General features: G+C 54.8%; 15 protein-coding genes. 12 read left to right on the top strand and 3 right to left on the bottom strand.

All coding sequences use genetic code 11. The features are described from left to right. Window positions 1-18 precede the first annotated feature (18 nt). Window positions 19-552, bottom strand: a complete 534-nt coding sequence (gene greB / locus ACT3RU_RS05265) for a transcription elongation factor GreB (protein WP_483392559.1) — start codon at window positions 550-552, stop codon at window positions 19-21. Between the two features lie 200 nt (window positions 553-752). Here greB and ACT3RU_RS05260 point away from each other — a divergent pair, with 200 nt between their 5' ends. The 9 genes from ACT3RU_RS05260 to ACT3RU_RS05220 all read left to right on the top strand — a co-directional run bounded on the left by ACT3RU_RS05260 (window position 753) and on the right by ACT3RU_RS05220 (window position 8,521). Next, window positions 753-1,397, top strand: coding sequence for a tetratricopeptide repeat protein (locus ACT3RU_RS05260; RefSeq protein ID WP_483392558.1), 645 nt, complete (start codon window positions 753-755; stop codon window positions 1,395-1,397). Window positions 1,398-1,472: 75 nt separating this feature from the next. Next, window positions 1,473-2,126, top strand: coding sequence for an NUDIX domain-containing protein (locus ACT3RU_RS05255; protein ID WP_483392557.1), 654 nt, complete (start codon window positions 1,473-1,475; stop codon window positions 2,124-2,126). A gap of 23 nt (window positions 2,127-2,149) precedes the next feature. Continuing rightward, a complete protein-coding gene (locus ACT3RU_RS05250) occupies window positions 2,150-2,596 on the top strand; it encodes a DUF1249 domain-containing protein (protein ID WP_087109564.1) in 447 nt (148 codons plus the stop codon). Beyond that, window positions 2,596-3,330, top strand: coding sequence for a metallophosphoesterase (locus tag ACT3RU_RS05245; protein ID WP_087109562.1), 735 nt, complete (start codon window positions 2,596-2,598; stop codon window positions 3,328-3,330). Before ACT3RU_RS05250 ends, ACT3RU_RS05245 begins: the two co-directional genes overlap by 1 nt. Window positions 3,331-3,504: 174 nt before the next feature. After that, window positions 3,505-4,467 (top strand): sulfate adenylyltransferase subunit CysD, encoded by a 963-nt coding sequence (gene cysD / locus ACT3RU_RS05240; protein ID WP_483392556.1) that lies wholly within the window; start codon window positions 3,505-3,507, stop codon window positions 4,465-4,467. Continuing rightward, window positions 4,467-5,894 carry a sulfate adenylyltransferase subunit CysN gene (gene cysN / locus ACT3RU_RS05235; protein WP_483392555.1) on the top strand — a complete coding sequence of 476 codons (1,428 nt, stop codon included), beginning with the start codon at window positions 4,467-4,469 and terminating at the stop codon, window positions 5,892-5,894. The genes cysD and cysN overlap by 1 nt, the downstream gene beginning before the upstream one ends. A 194-nt stretch (window positions 5,895-6,088) precedes the next feature. Further along, window positions 6,089-6,652 (top strand): type 1 glutamine amidotransferase domain-containing protein, encoded by a 564-nt coding sequence (locus ACT3RU_RS05230; RefSeq protein WP_087109555.1) that lies wholly within the window; start codon window positions 6,089-6,091, stop codon window positions 6,650-6,652. Continuing rightward, on the top strand, window positions 6,652-7,785 hold the full coding sequence (locus ACT3RU_RS05225; RefSeq protein WP_087109553.1) for an App1 family protein phosphatidate phosphatase: 1,134 nt from the start codon (window positions 6,652-6,654) through the stop codon (window positions 7,783-7,785). The genes ACT3RU_RS05230 and ACT3RU_RS05225 overlap by 1 nt, the downstream gene beginning before the upstream one ends. Before the next feature lie 85 nt (window positions 7,786-7,870). Then, entirely contained in the window at window positions 7,871-8,521 is a 651-nt protein-coding gene (locus ACT3RU_RS05220) for a zinc metallopeptidase (protein ID WP_483392554.1), read from the top strand. 56 nt (window positions 8,522-8,577) lie between these two features. Here ACT3RU_RS05220 and cmoB read toward each other — a convergent pair whose 3' ends face one another. Together cmoB and cmoA are read right to left on the bottom strand one after the other, a co-directional pair. Continuing rightward, on the bottom strand, window positions 8,578-9,570 hold the full coding sequence (gene cmoB / locus ACT3RU_RS05215) for a tRNA 5-methoxyuridine(34)/uridine 5-oxyacetic acid(34) synthase CmoB (RefSeq protein ID WP_483392553.1): 993 nt from the start codon (window positions 9,568-9,570) through the stop codon (window positions 8,578-8,580). Beyond that, window positions 9,571-10,314 (bottom strand): carboxy-S-adenosyl-L-methionine synthase CmoA, encoded by a 744-nt coding sequence (cmoA, locus tag ACT3RU_RS05210; protein ID WP_087109693.1) that lies wholly within the window; start codon window positions 10,312-10,314, stop codon window positions 9,571-9,573. A 100-nt stretch (window positions 10,315-10,414) separates the two neighbouring features. On the opposite strand from cmoA, the gene pgi reads away from it, so the two are divergent. The 3 genes from pgi to parC all read left to right on the top strand — a co-directional run bounded on the left by pgi (window position 10,415) and on the right by parC (window position 16,425). Beyond that, window positions 10,415-12,112, top strand: a complete 1,698-nt coding sequence (gene pgi / locus ACT3RU_RS05205; RefSeq protein WP_087109547.1) for a glucose-6-phosphate isomerase — start codon at window positions 10,415-10,417, stop codon at window positions 12,110-12,112. 158 nt (window positions 12,113-12,270) lie between these two features. Next, complete coding sequence (gene parE, locus ACT3RU_RS05200) at window positions 12,271-14,166, top strand: DNA topoisomerase IV subunit B (protein ID WP_444628260.1); 1,896 nt, start codon at window positions 12,271-12,273, stop codon at window positions 14,164-14,166. A gap of 6 nt (window positions 14,167-14,172) precedes the next feature. Then, window positions 14,173-16,425, top strand: a complete 2,253-nt coding sequence (gene parC / locus ACT3RU_RS05195; protein WP_483392552.1) for a DNA topoisomerase IV subunit A — start codon at window positions 14,173-14,175, stop codon at window positions 16,423-16,425. Window positions 16,426-16,428: the final 3 nt, after the last annotated feature.

Here is a 16,428-nt window from a genome sequence, read left to right as displayed (position 1 = left end):
ACTAGGAGGCGTCATGCACTAAAGCGAGGCATAGCAGATCGCAGTAACGGTGTAGAACACCTTCCCATTCGGGGTAAGCACTTCTATATCGTCATCGACCCCTTTGCTGAGAAGTGCCTTGGCCATTGGCGCGTCGATACTGATCCAGCGCTTTTGTGTATTGATTTCGTCGTGACCTACAATGCGTAGTTGAAGCGCTTCTCCCTCTTCATCTTCCAAATCGACAAAGGCGCCGAAGAAGATTTTATCGAGATTCGCTGGTAGCCGGTCGACCACCTGCAGCTCATCCAGGCGTAGGGTCAAATAACGAATCCGCGCAATCACACGGTTTAGCTCTTTCTTGTTGTAAGTGTAATCAGCGTTTTCACTACGGTCGCCAAGCGCAGCGGCTTCGCCTACTTTTGTTGAGAGTTCGGGGCGTTTGACTCTGGATAAGTGATCCAAAATGCCGCGTAAACGCGCGGCGCCCTCGGCGGTAATCAAATTGCTTTTGGGTGCCTGGCGTGGATCTTTTGCCGGATCGCGCCAGCGGGTCATATTACGGCCTTTCATTCGCGTGCTCTCATTTCGTTAAGGGCGGCACTTTTAAAACACTTACTCTACGTGAAAAAAAGCATCTTAGGTAAAAGCGCGTTGAATTACCGAGCTCACTAGCGAATCATTCAAACGTTCGTTACATTGTGGGGGTGGGCTATTTCGCGCCTGGTAATGCGAGCCTATACGCCGATATAAAAATAACGCAGGAGATTATAATGCACGCACTACCTTTTTCTCGCTTATTAATAACCGCCGGGCTCAGCAGTATGCTAGCGCTCTTACCCTTAACGGCCACGGCGTATGAAAGTGAGTTGTTTTCTTTGAAGAACCGCTGGGAACATACGGTGAGTGGCTTACCTGCTAACCAGCGTGAGGGCACGTTAAAGGTTTTGTCCGACGAAGCGACAACGCTGGTAAGCGAAAATTCGGATCAGCCTGAACTGCTGGTTTGGCAGGGCATAATTTTGGCTTCTTATGCGCGTGAACGTGGCGGTTTCGGCGCGCTGGGTATCGCTGGTGATGCGCGTGACGCGCTTGAGCAGGCCATTGCACTTGATCCGCAAGGAGGAAACGGTTCTGCCTACGTCACACTGGGCGCGCTTTACGACAACGTGCCTGGGCGCCCAATTAGCTTTGGAAGCAGTGAAAAAGCTCGGCAAATGTTCCAGCGTGCCGTTGAGATTCGTCCTGAAGGTATCGACGTCAACTACTATTACGCCGAGTTCCTGCTTGATGAAGGGGACACCGCCGCTGCTCGCGAGCACGCTGAACGTGCGGTGAGTGGTACTCCACGGGCGCAGCGTGAACTCTCCGATGAAGCGTTACGCCGGGATGCCCAAGCCATGCTGAACCGTCTGTAACCCCGCCCAGGTCAGGTTGGCATTCCCGGTAGCAAGCATTGATAATGGGGTAATTGTGATTACTGGGAGTGCCGCATGGCATTCATTGCTAAAACTGCATCGCTAGAAACACCGCCTTTTGGCCGTGACGATATAGAACTGATTGAGCGTAAAACGCTTCATCAGGGCTTTTTTCGCTTGGAAGCCATGGAGCTTCGCCATCGGCTTTTTGAAGGTGGCTGGAGCAAGCCTATGCATCGCGAAGTGCACCGCCGTCGCGATGCGGTAGGCGTATTGCTTTACGACCCCGCAAGGGATGCGCTTGTGCTGGTGGAACAGTTTCGTGCTGGCGCTTTCGATGATCCCGTCTCGCCCTGGAAGCTGGAGCTGGTTGCAGGGCTAGTTGAAAAAGAGGAATCACTTGAAGATGTAGCCCGGCGTGAAGCGCTGGAAGAGTCGGGCTGTGTCGTAGGGCCGTTAACGCTAATGCATACGTACTATCCAAGCCCCGGCGCCTGCAACGAACGCGTAACGCTTTTTTGTGGGCTGGTTGATACACAAGGTATCGGCGGTATTCATGGCCTTGATGAGGAGCATGAAGATATTCGTGTTCACGTGGTGTCTTTTCCGACCGCGTGGGAACTCTTGACACAGGGAAGACTCGACAACGCCATGTGTTTGATTGGATTGCACTGGCTAGTTGGTCAGCGTGCTTCGTTGCGCGCGGCATCCCAACGAGCGCTCACGTAAAGCGAAAACCACGAGGAGTGTTCATGGCAAGAACAGCCTATGTCACCGATTTAAAGTCGCTCCAGGGGGAGTGCAGTGCCAACTATCTGCGGTTATTACGCCTGGTGGGTGATATGGAGAGCGGCCAACGCCGAGAGATCGCCTTAAGCAGTGACGAACAGCACTTTGGTGATTTGCAGCTTACCGTATTGGAACATGCCCCTTACACCACCATGGTGGAGGTTACTCAAAGCGGTCCGTTGGATACAGTTATGGACGGCCCGCGCATGCGCGTGCACCTTTACCACGATGTGCGTATGGCGGAGGTGACGGATTTTCAGCGCCAGCGTCACTTTAGTGGCCGCTATCGATACCCTAATGCACAGATGCATCAGCCTGACGAAAAGCTCCAGCTAAACCGCTTTTTAGGCGAATGGTTAGCGCATGGGCTAGCACATGGTCATACCTGCGATTTACCGGAGGTGCGCTAATGCGCCTTGTACAGATTACCGATGCTCACTTACATGCTGATGTTACTACACGTTCGCGCGCGGGTGTTCCTTGGCTGCATTTTCAACGTGTTCTCGCGGCAGCAGCGGCCGAACGTCCGGACGTTATCGTTGTGACGGGAGATATCAGCCAGGATGAAACGGCCGCCTCATATACACTGGCCAAGGAGGCGTTGGCTGGCCTTCCTTGCCCGTGGTTTTGGCTCCCGGGCAATCACGACCAGGTAGAATTCATGTGCGCTGAGCATCCGCTGCTTGATGAGGTGGATTTGCAGCAGTGGCGTCTGTTGCTGCTCAACACCCAAGTGCCGGGCCAACCCTTCGGCGAGCTGGGCAGCGAACAGCTGATGGCATTAACGACACGCTTGGAAGAAGATGACCGCCCAACGCTGATTGCCATGCACCACCCACCGGTTGATGTTGGCGCTAACTGGATGGATGCTATCGGTCTACAGGACCGTGAAGCGTTTTGGCAGGTTTTAAGTGCTTATCCTCAGGTTAAAGTTGTGCTGTTTGGTCACGCTCACCAAGCGTATGCGCAGCACATTGAAGCAGCGGCAGGTTCTGTGAGTGTTTACGGCTGTCCAGCCATGTCTGATCAGTTTATGCCGGGCGCTGATGTATTTACGATTGATGAAGCCTCACGGCCTGGTTACCGAGTGGTAGATCTTAACGGTGAGCAGTGGGATACCTGGGTCGAACGCGTTGATGTATAGCGATGTCATGCTTTTTTTATTCGTTAGGCTATAAAAGAATAAAAAGATAGTTATTAATTCTTTTGGGTTATTATCGACTCGGCGTTACTCTATTCACAATCGAACGTATAACGTTTTAATTCAGCGTGTACTGCAAGCTTATAAAAATTGGCTTGTTTTGTGAGGTAGCAGACCATGACTCAGTTCTCCCCACTCTCTTCGACGCCCCGGCGTGAGGCGCCCAGCGCACTTAGCGCCGCGCGCCTCACCCATTTAAAACAGCTTGAAGCCGAGTCCATTCATATCATTCGTGAAGTGGCGGCTGAGTTCAGTAATCCGGTCATGATGTATTCGATCGGTAAAGACTCATCGGTGATGCTGCATCTGGCGCGGAAGGCATTTTATCCCGGTACCCCGCCGTTTCCGCTGATGCACGTGGATACCACTTGGAAATTCGGGGAAATGATCGATTTTCGTAACCGCATGGCCGAAGACGCGGGTATGAAACTGATCGTGCATACCAACGAAGAGGGGCGTGCGGCGAATATCAACCCGTTCGAGCATGGCAGCGCCAAATATACCGATATCATGAAAACCCAAGCGCTCAAGCAGGCGCTGGACAAGTATGGTTTTGACGCTGCGTTTGGCGGTGCCCGGCGCGACGAAGAAGCCTCTCGGGCCAAGGAGCGCGTCTACTCCTTCCGCGACAAATACCACCGTTGGGATCCCAAAAATCAGCGTCCTGAGCTCTGGAACATGTATAACGCCAGGGTCAACAAGGGTGAGTCGATTCGTGTGTTCCCGCTTTCCAACTGGACGGAACTGGATATCTGGCAGTACATCTATCTGGAGTCTATCCCGATTGTGCCGCTGTACTACGCAGCCAGGCGCCCAGTGGTTGAGCGCGACGGCATGCAGGTGATGGTAGACGACGATCGTTTGCCGCTAGCGCCAGGTGAAGTGCCTGAAGAGAAGTCGGTGCGTTTCAGAACGCTTGGGTGCTACCCGCTAACCGGCGCAGTGGAGTCTGAAGCGGCAACGTTGCCGGAAATTATCCAGGAAATGCTGCTGACCCGCACCAGTGAGCGCAGTGGCCGCGCCATTGATCGCGACCAAGTGGGTTCGATGGAGAAGAAAAAGCGCGAGGGCTATTTCTAATGTCTCACCAGTCTAATTTAATCGCCGATAACATCGAGCAGTACCTGCACGAGCATGAAAACAAAGACCTGCTGCATTTTATTACCTGTGGCAGTGTCGACGACGGCAAGTCGACCCTGATCGGCCGCTTGCTGCACGACTCCAAAATGATTTTTGAAGATCAGCTAGCAGCGATTACTCAAGCGTCCAAAACCAGCGGTACTACGGGTGATACGGTTGACTTGGCGCTATTGGTAGACGGTCTGCAGTCCGAGCGTGAGCAGGGCATTACTATTGATGTCGCCTATCGGTTCTTCTCGACGGATAAGCGCAAATTTATCATTGCCGATACGCCAGGCCATGAGCAGTACACACGTAATATGGCCACCGGTGCTTCTACGGCAAGCCTTGCGATTATCCTTATCGACGCTCGCTATGGCGTGCAAACCCAAACGCGTCGGCATAGCTTTATTGCTGACTTGTTGGGCATTCAGCACTTGGTAATTGCTGTCAATAAAATGGATTTAGTGGGCTTTTCCGAGCAGCGCTTTGAGGAAATCAAGGCAGAGTACCGCGCGTTTGCAACGAATTTGCAGGTGGACGATATCCAGTTTGTGCCCATGTCGGCGCTCAACGGCGATAACGTCGTTAACCGTAGCGAGCACACGCCGTGGTATCGTGGCGAGACGCTGATCGAACTACTCGAAAATACCGAAATCAGCCAAGACGACAACCTGACGGATCTGCGTTTGCCCGTACAGTATGTCAATCGGCCGAACCTGGATTTTCGTGGTTACTGCGGGACGCTGGCCGCCGGCATCTTACGCCCCGGCCAAGCGGTAAAAGCGCTGCCTTCGGGTAAAACCTCTACCGTGGCGAGAGTCGTCACTTTTGAGGGCGATTTAAGCGAAGCCTATCCAGGCCAAGCGATTACCGTGACGCTTGAAGACGAGATCGATATTTCTCGTGGCGACTGGCTAGTAAGTGCCGATGCAGATGTGCCGCTTTCCAACCGGTTTACCGCTGATGTGGTCTGGATGCATGAAGACCCACTAACCCTTGGTAAGCTTTACGACTTTAAACTCGCCACCCGCGACCTTTCCGGGCAGATCAGCGCTATTGACTATCAAATTGATGTTAATACGCTTGAAAAGCACACAGCGCAGGCGTTAAACCTCAATGCGATTGCCCGTTGTGATATCGAGCTTACCGCCACCGTACCCATCGATAATTATCGGGTTAGCCCTAAAACGGGAAGTTTTATTATTGTCGACCGGCTGACCAACGTAACGGTGGGGGCGGGAATGATTCGTGAAGCGGGATCACCAGGTGCTGCTGAAGCGCCCACCACGGACTGGTCAGCGTTTGAGAAAGACCTTAATGCGCTGGTACGCAAGCACTTTCCGCACTGGGAAGCCAACGATATTAATCAATTGCTCAAACGCTAAATCATTTTTTATCAATAGTCTTTACCAATAGTCTTTATCAACAGGTTAGCCCGCTTTAATTAAGCGGGCTTTTTTATATCTACTTAAATCAAGCATCTCTAATCTAGCGGTCGGTTCGCTTGACGCTCTCCCAGGATACGCCACACTGATAAAGCGTTTTTTAACGCACACCTCATCACGAAAAGGAGAGCATGATGAACCAAGCACTACATAGTAAACGCGTCGCTATTGTGGCGGCCGATGGCTTTGAAGAGTCTGAGCTAAGTTCACCGCGTGACGCACTCAAAAACGCCGGTGTTGATGTTGATATCGTGACACCTAAAGGCAAAGATATTCGTGCCTGGGCAGAAACTAATTGGGGTGATACATATTCGGCTGATAAAGCGCTGACAGACGTCAATGAATCTGATTATCACGCCTTGGTACTGCCTGGCGGCTTGTTCAACCCCGATGAGCTGCGCATGAACGAGGACGCGCTTAGCTTCGTAAAAGAATTCTTCCAAGCGGGTAAGCCGGTAGCCGCTATCTGTCATGCGCCATGGATCCTCATTAATGCAGGCGTTGTGGATGGCCGCAAGATGACCTCGGTGGCAAGCGTTGCCCAGGATTTACGTAACGCCGGTGCCAACTGGGTAGATGAAGCGGTGGTATGCGATAACGCCTTGGTCACTAGCCGTACCCCCAAAGACCTGGATGCGTTCAATGCCAAGCTCCTTGAAGAGCTGCAAGAAGGGCGTCACTCAGGTCAACACGCCTAATGTCATGGTTAAGCCCGTGGGCAAGCTTTGTTAAAAGGCTTGTCCACACGGTTGCAAAGCCGATGAAGCGAGACCGTGGACGTGGGGGGATGGTCGTTCATCCTTACCGTGGTTACGGTTCGTCCAGTGAAGTGTTTTTGATGGGGCGGGTGTTCCGCCAAGCCGCTCTTGGCCGCGCTATTCCACGCCGGGGGATGCTGCGCGACACAGCTGATGTAGCGCGCCGCATTTTTCGACGGGGCTTGGCGGGTGCCCAGGTTGATATACGTATTGGTGAAAACGAACTGTCCCTGACAACCGACCGGGACGGCTATTTCGATGCACACCTTCCCATTACCCATTCGCTGCCTATCGATGTGTCCTGGCATCGAGCGGATATTATGGTGCATGCGGTAAACCAGTCGCCTGTACGTACTAACGTTGAGGTATACGTACCGCCACCGGAAACAGACCTGCTGATTATTAGTGATATCGATGACACCGTCATGTTTACAGGTGTCGCCGAAAAACTAAAGATGCTCTATCGCCTGTTTGTGCGTAAACCCCATCGGCGTACGGCGTTTCCAGGCGTTGCCTCGCTTTATCAGGCGCTGCACCGGGGCGAAAGTGAGAAGGCCGAACGGCCCATTTTGTATGTATCCCGTGGGCCTTGGGCTATTTATGAAATGCTCGAAACGTTCTTTCAGCTTAATCGAATTCCGGTGGGTCCGATCCTGTTTCTACGCGAGTGGGGAATTTCGCTGCGTCACCCTTGGCCGCGCCGTGCCGAAGCTCACAAGCGCCTGTTAATTGATCGAATGTTGACGCTGTTTGATGAGCTACCGTGCATCCTGATTGGCGATAGCGGGCAGCATGACCCGGAAGTATATACCGAGATCGTGAAAGCCTATCCTGGGCGTATCAAGGCAATTTATATCCGCCGCGTGGATAAAGACCCTGAGCGCGAACAGGCCATTCAACGGCTTCGTGATGAGCTGGTCGATTCCGAGTGCGACCTGGTACTCGCCCCCGACAGTGTATTAATTGCTGAGCACGCCCACGCCAATGGGGATATTTCAGCGCGGGGCTTGGAAGCGGTCGAGCGCGATGTAAAAGAGCATCGCGAAGAAGAGCGTCGTGAAGCCCAGGGGTGAGGCTAGCCTCAACGCTGTTGTTGCTAGCCCGACCATGATAAAACGAAGGCTTTCCCTGTTTTCTCCTATTGAGTGTTAGGTCATCATGGTCGTTCTATTCGTCGTGCTGTTACTCGCGGTATTTATACTGCCCAATGTATGGGCGAAGTGGGTTCTAAAACGCCATATGCGAGGACGTAATGACTACCCTGGCACCGGCGCCGAGCTTGCCGAGCATTTGCTACGGCGTCTGGGTATTAAAGACGTTCCCGTTGAGCGTACCGAATTCGGCGATCATTACGACCCAGAGACGCGCTGTGTGCGCCTTTCGCCTGACCATTATGATGGGTGCTCGTTAACGGCGGTTACCGTTGCCGCTCATGAAGTAGGCCATGCGTTGCAGCATCACCAGGGCTATGCGCCACTGCTGGCGCGCAGCCGCTTGGTGGGTGTTGCCCAAAAGGCAGAAAAAATGGGCGCGATTCTGATGATGGCCGCGCCGTTTTTATTCTTGTTGACGCGCGTGCCGGGCGGTTTGGCGTTAGTCATTGGCATGGCGGTGATCAGCTTTGGTACCGCCGCCTTGGTTCATCTGGTCACGCTGCCGGTGGAGTTTGATGCCAGCTTCAACCGCGCATTGCCGCTTTTAAAAGAGTACGTACCGCCTTATGACATGCCGGGAGCCCGGCACGTGCTTACCGCCTGCGCGTTTACCTATGTCGCGGCTTCACTTGCCAGCATGCTGAACGGTTGGTGATCTTGCGCCGCTAAACGTTAACGACTAGCGATCTCTTAAAGTACTGTTTTTACAGCCTATTCCGGCTTGTTGGCAATAATCACTGCACGACGTGGCGCCGGGTAGCCTTCGATGGTGCGGGTACGATCATTGGGGTCTAAAAAGTCGGCCAAGGATTGATAGGTCATCCACTCGGTGGAGCGCTGCTCCTCCAGTGTCGTGACTGCTTCATCGACCACGCGAATATTGGTAAAGCCGCAGCGGCTAAGCCAGTGGCAGAGCGCCTTAGAGGAAGGCAGAAAGTAAACGTTCGGCATCGCGGCGTAGCGCTCGCCGGGCACAAAGACCGTTTGCTCGTCGCCTTCCACCACCAGCGTTTCCAGTACCAGCTCGCCACCCGGGGCCAGGGCCGCTTTCAGCTGCTGAAGATGTTCGAAAGGGGAAGCGCGGTGGTACAGCACGCCCATGGAGAACACCGTATCAAAAAAGCCGAGGTTTTCCGGTACATCCTCGATTCCGACCGGTAGAAACTGAGTGCGCCCACCGTCTGCGTCGCCCACAAAGTGGCGCACTGCTTGGAACTGCCAGTAAAAGCGTGGTGAAGGGTCAATCACCAGCACGAAGGCCGCTCCAGCGCCGGTCATGCGCCACGCGTGATAGCCGCTGCCACCGCCTACATCTAACACCTTGCGGTATTTCAGGGGCGCTAAATGAGGCGCTACGCGCTGCCATTTCCAATCAGAGCGCCATTCGGTGTTGATATGAATGCCGCCCAGCGAATAGGGCCCCTTGCGCCAGGGCGCAAGCTTTTTAAGCAAATTGAAACACTGGCGCTGCTGGCTATCGTTTAGGGCAAGCTCTACCGTTAGCGTATCGCTGTCCAGTTGAACGTGGCGCTCGGCCGGCAAGGCCGGTAGTTTGGCTACGGCTTTTTCCCAAGCAGGCAGGTCGCCATGACGTTGGCGGTCAAGCCCTCTGGCCAGCTGCTCGGGCAATTTAGCCAGCCAGGTCGTTAAGCCTTGGTCTAAAAACGCCTGATAAAGTGCGCGGTGATCATCAGGGAGTTCCACTTAACTCTCCTTAAACGCAATGACAGAGGCAAAGTTCAGGTATTGAAACCACGTTACCGTACGTGGGAAGCCTGCCTGCTGTAAGCGCTGATGCAGCGCATCCAGCGTATCGGGCACCAACACGTTTTCAAGCGCGGTGCGCTTTTGGCTGATTTCCATGTCGCTGTAACCGTTGGCGCGTTTGAAGTCATGGTAGCGCTCTACTCGCCAGGCATTATCCCGCTCATCTACATCAACGGTTTTTTCCGATAAAACCAGCACGCCGCCAGGCTCCAGGGCGTCAAACAGTCGCCTTAACAGTGCATCCCGGTCGGCGGGTGGCAAAAACTGTAGCGTAAAGTTAAGAATGATCATGCCGGATGGCGCATACTCCAGCGTGCGAATGTCGGCTTCTTCCACGCTCATGGCGTGTTCAGGGCACTCTTCGGTGAAGGTCTGGCGAGCACGCGACACCATCGCTGGCGATAAATCGACGCCGGTATAGCGAAACGCATCAGGGGCGAGTGCGCCCGCAAGCGCTAGGCCTGAGGCGCCGAGCGAGCAGCCCAGGTCATACACGTGCCCGCCATGGCGAAGGTGACGCTGGGCAATCAGGCTCAGCATGCCCAGAATTTGGCCGTAGCCTGGTATAGAGCGACGGACCATGTCGGGAAAACAAGCCACTACCTGTTCATCGAACGAGAAGCGTGCCACTCGATCAAGGGGTGTCGAAAAGATAGCGTCACGGTAAGATGCATTACTCATTGGCAAGCCGGGAATCATCAAAAGGGGGGAGTAGTTTACGCGCCCTGATTTGACCAGAACAGACCCGAGCTGCATGGTTCGACGCCACAGGAGACGGCAAATGGCCTCAGCATCACGCGCCACCCCCGATAAACTGCCCGCGTGGCAGGCATTAAAACAGCATGCCGATGAACTCAAAGGCGTCCATTTAAAAACGCTATTTGGCTCGGAGAGCAGCCGATGGACGCATTTTACCCGCCATGAGGCAGGCCTGACGCTGGATCTTTCCAAGCAGCGCTGGGACGACGATACGCTTGAGCATCTGTTAGCGTTGGCGCACGATGCGGGTGTGCCCAGCGCCATTGATGCTTTGTTAAGCGGCAAGCGGGTTAACGTTAGTGAGAACCGCCCAGCCTTGCACACAGCGCTGCGTTTACCGGCCGATGCAACGCTGAACGTTGAAGGGGAAGATATTGTCGCCGGGGTGCAGGAAAGCCTGGCACAAATGGAGCGCCTGGTGTGCCGTTTGCACGCCGGACAGTGGCGAGGAGCCACGGGAAAGCCCATTCGGCATGTGGTGAATTTGGGCGTCGGCGGCTCGGATTTAGGGCCGTTGATGGTGACCCACGCGCTGGCCGATTATCGGCCTGACAATATTCATCCTGTTGAGGTGCATTTTGCCTCCACCATGGATGGCTCGCAGTTGGCCGATTATTTAGGGCGCCTAAATCCGGAAACGACCCTCTTTGTGCTTTCCTCCAAGTCGTTTACCACCATTGATACACTTTCCAATGCCAATACGGCCAGAGACTGGCTGTTGGGCCGTTTAACTCAGCATAGTGATTTTGTTAGCGCTCCACCGGTAAGCGCTGAACTCATTGTGCGCCAACACTTTATTGGCGTGTCGGCCAGTCCCGAGAAAATGAGCGAGTGGGGCATTGCGCCAGACCACCAGCTTAAATTCTGGGAGTGGGTAGGCGGGCGCTATTCGCTATGGGGCACGATTGGTTTGCCGATTGCCTTGGTCGTAGGCATGACGCATTTTCGCGCGCTGTTGGCCGGAGCCCACGCCATGGACCGCCACTTCAGTGAAGCGCCCATGGAAGACAATCTGCCTGTGCTGCTAGCCTTGGCCGGTATCTGGAACGTTAATTTTCTGGATATCCGCGCCCACTCGATCCTGCCTTACGATGGCCGGTTGGAATATTTTGCCGCCTACCTTGAGCAATTGGAAATGGAGTCCAACGGCAAGTCGGTTACCCGCCAAGGCCAGGCCGTAAATTATTCAACCTGCCCGGTACTGTGGGGGCAGCTGGGCCCCAATGCCCAGCACGCGTTTTATCAACTGCTTCACCAGGGCACTCAGTCGGTTGTGTGTGACTTTATCGCCCCGCTCAAGCGTTACGATGAGGTAGAAGACCCAGATACTCGCCGTCACCTTAAGGCGCAGCACCGGCTGGCGCTTGCTAACTGCTTCGCCCAGTCTCGCGTTCTGATGCTGGGCGATGACGCGTTAGAAGATGATGGCCCCCGTCCTGAGCACAAACGCTACCGTGGCAACCAGCCATCGACCACTGTATTGCTTGATAAGCTAACGCCGACCACGCTAGGGGCGTTAATCGCTCTTTACGAACATAAGGTCTTTGTTCAAGCCGTTATCTGGGATATCAACCCGTTCGATCAGTGGGGGGTGGAGCTTGGCAAGCAGATCGCGACCGATACCCAGGGCATTATCGATGGGCAGGGCGACATTACGCGCATGGATGCCTCCAGCCGCGGATTGATCGAGGCGTTTTGGGCGGCAGAGCAGGATGGGTAACTGCCTCTGGCGTCTATGAAAAAAGCGTGCTTCCACTTTTCCTGCCATGTATTAGATATGGCTGGATATACAGCTTTTTGCTATTCTAGCAATCTTTGTCGGCTGCCTGTACGAGTCACAGGCGGCTGCCAGCTTTACCCTTCAGGAACCGACGTTACATGACCCAGTTTGATGCCTCTCAGTACGGCGCGAGTTCTATCGAAGTCCTGTCAGGGCTCGAGCCGGTACGTAAGCGTCCCGGTATGTACACCGATACCTCACGGCCCAATCACCTGGCCCAAGAAGTGATTGATAACAGCGTCGATGAAGCGCTGGCGGGCCACGCCTCTTTTATTCGTGTCATGTTGCACAGCGATGGGGGCATCGAGGTTCAGGATGACGGCCGAGGTATGCCGATTGACCTTCACCCCGAGCACGGCGTTTCAGGGGTGGAGCTGATTCTTACCAAGCTGCACTCTGGCGGTAAGTTCTCCTCTTCAAGCTATCGGTTTTCCGGTGGCCTTCACGGCGTTGGCGTCTCGGTCGTCAACGCGCTTTCACGGCGCTTGGAAGTAGAAGTGACTCGTGACGGCGCGCGTCATGCGATTGCCTTTGAGCACGGCGAAAAAGTCGAAAATCTGCATGAAATCGGCAAGGCTGCGAAACGTGCTACCGGAACCCTGGTGCGTTTTTGGCCGGATGAAAGCTATTTCGACAGCCCCAAACTGGCCGTTTCAAAGCTTAAACATCTACTGCGCGCCAAAGCGGTACTCTGCCCAGGGCTTGCCGTTACGCTGATTGAGCCAGATGGAACAACGACGGAATGGGCCTATGCTGATGGCCTGCGCGACTATTTAGCCGAAGCCACCGATGGTTATGAAGTGCTGCCTAATGAGCCGTTTGTTGGTCACTTTAGTGACGACGAGCACGGTGTGGATTGGGCTATTCAATGGCTGCCGGAAGGCGGTGAATCGCTGCTAGAAAGCTACGTTAACTTGATCCCCACGCCGCAAGGTGGCACTCACGTTAACGGTTTTCGATCAGGACTGCTGGATGCACTGCGCGAGTTTTGTGAATATCGTAGCCTGCTGCCGCGCGGCATCAAACTCACCGCCGATGATCTTTGGGAGCGCGTCTCTTTCGTGCTCTCGGTGAAAATGCTCGACCCTCAGTTTGCTGGGCAAACCAAAGAGCGGCTGTCATCACGCACTATTGCAGGTTTTGTATCCGGGGTAGTGAAGGATGCATTCTCGCTGTGGCTAAACCATCATATCGATCAAGCCGAGCAGTTGGCTGAGCTAGTGATCAACGCCGCCCAGCATCGCCAGAAAAAGGCCAAGAAGATAGCCCGTAAAAAGGTGACGTCAGGCCCTGCACTGCCGGGTAAGCTGGCGGACTGCTCAGGCCAGGACCCATCGCTCAGCGAGTTGTTTCTGGTCGAGGGCGACTCGGCCGGGGGCAGCGCCAAGCAGGCACGTAATCGTGAAACCCAGGCAATTCTGCCGCTGCGCGGTAAGATTTTGAATACCTGGGAAGTCGAGACCCACGACATTTATGGCTCTCAGGAAGTTCATGACATCGCCGTTGCCATTGGCGCGGACCCCAGTAGCGCGAATCTCGAAAAGCTGCGCTACCACAAGATTTGTATTCTTGCGGATGCGGACTCCGACGGCCTGCATATTGCCACGCTGCTGTGTGCGCTGTTTGTACGTCATTTCCCCGCGCTAGTGGATGCAGGCCATGTGTTTGTCGCCATGCCACCCCTTTACCGCATCGATTTAGGTAAAGAGGTCCACTATGCACTCGATGAGAGCGAAAAAAATGCCGTTCTCAAACAGCTGGCAAAAAAACGCGGCACTCCGAATGTACAGCGCTTTAAGGGCTTGGGTGAAATGAACCCGCTACAGCTGCGGGAAACTACCATGGCGGTCGAAACCCGCCGCCTGGTGCAGCTAACGCTGGAAGAGGGCGACGGCACCATGGAAATGATGGATATGCTGCTCGCCAAGAAGCGCGCCAGTGACCGCAAGAAGTGGCTGGAAGATTACGGCAACCTCGCAGACATTGAGGTATAACCCCCGATGAGCATGGATATTCAGGTAGCGGAAGGCGATGTCGAACGTCTCTCCTTGCGCGACTATACCGAAAAAGCGTACCTCGACTACTCGATGTACGTCATTCTAGACCGTGCGCTGCCTAACATTGGCGACGGTATGAAACCCGTACAGCGGCGGATCATTTACGCCATGCGTGAGTTGGCGCTTCACGCCAACGCCAAGTACAAAAAATCAGCGCGTACCGTAGGCGACGTATTGGGTAAGTTTCACCCCCATGGTGACAGCGCCTGTTACGAAGCCATGGTGCTGATGGCGCAGTCGTTTAGCTATCGCTACCCACTGGTGGATGGCCAAGGCAACTGGGGGAGTCCAGACGACCCTAAATCGTTTGCCGCTATGCGCTATACCGAAGCCAAGCTCTCCAGGTTTTCTGAAGTGCTGTTGGGCGAATTGGGGCAGGGCACAGTCGACTGGGCACCCAATTTTGACGGCACGATGCAGGAACCCCTCGTACTGCCTGCCAAGCTGCCCCATGTACTGCTCAATGGCGGTACCGGAATCGCCGTAGGCATGGCCACTGACATTCCGCCGCACAACGTTAGCGAAGTGGTCGAGGCTACCTGCCATCTGCTGCGCAACCCACAGGCGACCACGACCGACCTGATGGCGTTTGTACCCGCGCCGGACTTTCCTACGGACGCGGAAATCATCACGCCCCAAGCCGACCTACGTAGGCTTTATGAGTCAGGCCGAGGCTCGGTAAAACTGCGTGCTCGCTATACCCGCGAAGACGCCAATATCGTGATCACCGCCGTACCGTATCAGGTCAGCGGTGCCAAGGTGCTTGAGCAGATTGCCGCACAGATGCAGGCGAAAAAGCTCCCCATGGTGGCCGATCTTCGTGATGAATCAACACACGAAGAGCCCACGCGCTTAGTGATTGAGCCGCGCTCCAGCCGCGTGGATGTCGAGTCGCTGATGGCCCACCTGTTTGCCACCACGGACCTGGAAAAGAACGTGCGGGTAAATATGAACGTGATCGGCCTGGACGGCCGCCCGCGGGTCATGCCCCTAACGGATATGCTGGGCGAGTGGCTACGCTTTCGCCGCACCACGGTGCGCCGCCGGTTGGAGCACCGCCTGGGCAAGGTTGAAGACCGTCTGCACATTTTGGAAGGCTTGCTGACGGCCTATCTGGATCTTGACGAAGTGATCCGGATTATTCGTGAGGAAGATGACCCGAAAGCCTCGCTAATCGCCACTTTTAGTCTCTCTGAGCGCCAGGCTGAAGCGATTCTCGAACTGCGCCTGCGCCACCTTGCCAAGCTCGAAGAGATGAAAATTCGCGGCGAGCAGGACGAGCTGGAAAAAGAGCATAAGTACCTTACGGGCTTGCTGGGCAGTGAAGCAAAACTAACCACGCTGATCGAAAAAGAGATTCGTGCGGCGGGCAAAGAGCACGGCGACGAGCGCCGCTCACCGTTGGTTGAGCGCAGTGAAGCCAAGGCACTTTCGGAAGTTGAGCTGCTGGGCGCTGATCCGATCACCGTAGTGTTGTCTGATAAAGGCTGGATTCGCGCTGCCAAAGGGCACGATATTGATCCTGAAGGGTTGTCCTATAAAGCCGGTGATAGCTTCCATCTGGCCGCCCGGGGAAAAACCAACCAGCCGCTGGTAGTGCTGGACGACACGGGACGCGCTTACACCCTAGCGGCCCATAATTTGCCCAGCGCGCGGGGCCAGGGTGAACCGGTGACCGGTCGGGCAAATGTCTCGGCAGGGGCACAAATGGCTGGGCTAATGCTTGCCCCGCCCGAGCGGCGCTTTGTATTGGCAAGCGACGGTGGCTATGGGTTTATGGCCCGTTTGGACGCGCTTACCGGTAAAAATAAAGCCGGTAAAGCGGTACTCAGCGTACCCAAAGGCTGCAGCGTGATGGCGCCCATCGAGGTGCCGGACGGTGAAGAGCTGTGGGTGGCGTCGGTGTCTAACGAAGGCCGACTACTGCTGTTCCCGCTTGAGCAGTTGCCTGAAATGACCAAGGGTAAAGGCAACAAAATGCTCGATATCCCCGGTCCGAGAGCCGCCCGACGCGAGGAATTTGTACGTGACGTTACTGTTCTTTCGGCAAGCGACGCACTGCTGGTTCACGCCGGTAAGCGCAAGCTGACCTTGAAAGCGGATGATTTGGCGTATTATCGCGGCGAAAGAGGGCGGCGAGGCAGCAAGTTGCCGCGCGGCTTCCAAAAAGTTGATCGGTTAGAGGCGGGAGAGTAGCTC

This window comes from Halomonas sp. TP35 (assembly GCF_052375975.1).
Classification (GTDB): Bacteria; Pseudomonadota; Gammaproteobacteria; order Pseudomonadales; family Halomonadaceae; genus Vreelandella; species Vreelandella citrativorans.
This window is presented reverse-complemented; position numbering and strand designations above follow the sequence as displayed.

What these genes read in the sequence shown, in the direction of transcription:
- greB (WP_483392559.1), bottom strand. Translation starts at nt 552, where the DNA reads ATGAAAGGCCGTAATATGACCCGCTGGCGCGATCCGGCAAAAGATCCA.
- ACT3RU_RS05260 (WP_483392558.1), top strand. Translation starts at nt 753, where the DNA reads ATGCACGCACTACCTTTTTCTCGCTTATTAATAACCGCCGGGCTCAGC.
- ACT3RU_RS05255 (WP_483392557.1), top strand. Translation starts at nt 1,473, where the DNA reads ATGGCATTCATTGCTAAAACTGCATCGCTAGAAACACCGCCTTTTGGC.
- ACT3RU_RS05250 (WP_087109564.1), top strand. Translation starts at nt 2,150, where the DNA reads ATGGCAAGAACAGCCTATGTCACCGATTTAAAGTCGCTCCAGGGGGAG.
- ACT3RU_RS05245 (WP_087109562.1), top strand. Translation starts at nt 2,596, where the DNA reads ATGCGCCTTGTACAGATTACCGATGCTCACTTACATGCTGATGTTACT.
- cysD (WP_483392556.1), top strand. Translation starts at nt 3,505, where the DNA reads ATGACTCAGTTCTCCCCACTCTCTTCGACGCCCCGGCGTGAGGCGCCC.
- cysN (WP_483392555.1), top strand. Translation starts at nt 4,467, where the DNA reads ATGTCTCACCAGTCTAATTTAATCGCCGATAACATCGAGCAGTACCTG.
- ACT3RU_RS05230 (WP_087109555.1), top strand. Translation starts at nt 6,089, where the DNA reads ATGAACCAAGCACTACATAGTAAACGCGTCGCTATTGTGGCGGCCGAT.
- ACT3RU_RS05225 (WP_087109553.1), top strand. Translation starts at nt 6,652, where the DNA reads ATGTCATGGTTAAGCCCGTGGGCAAGCTTTGTTAAAAGGCTTGTCCAC.
- ACT3RU_RS05220 (WP_483392554.1), top strand. Translation starts at nt 7,871, where the DNA reads ATGGTCGTTCTATTCGTCGTGCTGTTACTCGCGGTATTTATACTGCCC.
- cmoA (WP_087109693.1), bottom strand. Translation starts at nt 10,314, where the DNA reads ATGAGTAATGCATCTTACCGTGACGCTATCTTTTCGACACCCCTTGAT.
- pgi (WP_087109547.1), top strand. Translation starts at nt 10,415, where the DNA reads ATGGCCTCAGCATCACGCGCCACCCCCGATAAACTGCCCGCGTGGCAG.
- parE (WP_444628260.1), top strand. Translation starts at nt 12,271, where the DNA reads ATGACCCAGTTTGATGCCTCTCAGTACGGCGCGAGTTCTATCGAAGTC.
- parC (WP_483392552.1), top strand. Translation starts at nt 14,173, where the DNA reads ATGAGCATGGATATTCAGGTAGCGGAAGGCGATGTCGAACGTCTCTCC.